Annotated in this window: 1 protein-coding gene; it reads left to right on the forward strand. The window is 52.4% G+C overall.

From position 1 onward, the window contains the following. Positions 1-1,282, forward strand: a 1,282-nt coding sequence (locus tag B4113_RS12415) for an IS1634 family transposase (protein WP_369802269.1), incomplete at both ends; no start/stop codon positions are given.

Below are 1,282 nucleotides of genomic sequence, written 5' to 3' on the forward strand. Positions count from 1 at the left end.
AGTTGACAGGAGAAGCTTCCGATGACTTTCAATTCCAGTCATGCAAACACCTCGGCGGCGTTTGGCTCTTGGATCAGCTCTGGAGACAACTGGGGTTGGGAGAGATTCTCCACTCCTTGTTTGCCTCCCGGCATCATCAAATTCCGCTGGAACGGCTGATTTTTGCCATGGTGGCGAATCGAGCCCTTCATCCCTCAAGCAAGCTGGCGATGGAGGAGTGGGTGGAGAAGGACGTGTATATTCCCCATCTTCCCGAGGTCGCCAGCCATCAGCTGTACCGAGCGATGGATGAACTGCTGATCGTGCAATCGGACTTGGAACGTCAAGTGTTCCATGCTGTAGCTGACTTATTGAATCTGGAAGTCGATTTGCTTTATTTTGATACGACTTCGTCTTATTTCGAAGTCGATCCGTCCGAAACACCGGAAGAGGAATCCCTTCGAAAGCAGGGATTTTCCAAAGACAAGCGACCCGATCTTGTCCAAATCGTCATTGGGCTGGCCGTCACTCGGGAAGGAGTCCCGATTCGCGCTTGGGTATGGCCAAGCAATACGATGGACATGACGGTCATCAAACAGGTGAAACAAGACTTGATCGGCTGGAAGCTTGGTCGTGTCATCAGTGTCATGGATCGCGGATTTTCATCTGAAGAAAACTTGCGAACCTTACAACAGGCAGGAGGACATTACATTGTCGGCGAAAAAATGCGGTCCGGAAAAGCTTCCGTCGAAGAGGCCTTAAGCCGTCGCGGGCGCTACCAACAAATCCGAGAGAACTTGCATATCAAGGAAATCACCGTAGGAGACGGAGAAGCGCGTCAGCGATATGTTCTCGTGTACAATCCCAGCGAAGCCGAGCGCCAACGCAAGGAGCGAGAAACGCTGCTCGAATCGCTGAAAGAGGAGTTAGAAGGGTTTCGCCAACTCCCAAACGAGGCCCATCATAAGGCGACCTGCCGGTTGCGTTCCCATCCGTCCTACGGAAAATACTTGCGCCAGTTGAAGGACGGAACCCTTCGCATCGACAAGCAAGCGGTTCGTGACGCGGAAAAGTACGACGGCAAATATCTCATCCGGACATCCGATGACACCTTGTCTGCCGAAGATGTCGCGCTTGGATATAAGCAATTGGTGGATATCGAGCAGGCCTTCCGGACATTGAAGTCCACATTGGAATTGCGGCCTATGTATCATCGCTTGGAAGATCGCATTCGGGCGCACGTGCTGCTCAGCTGGCTCGCTCTCTTGCTGGTTCGGATCGTGGAGATTCGAACCCATGAATC

Origin of the sequence: Geobacillus sp. B4113_201601, assembly GCF_001587475.1 — a bacterium.
Classification (GTDB): domain Bacteria; phylum Bacillota; class Bacilli; order Bacillales; family Anoxybacillaceae; genus Geobacillus; species Geobacillus icigianus.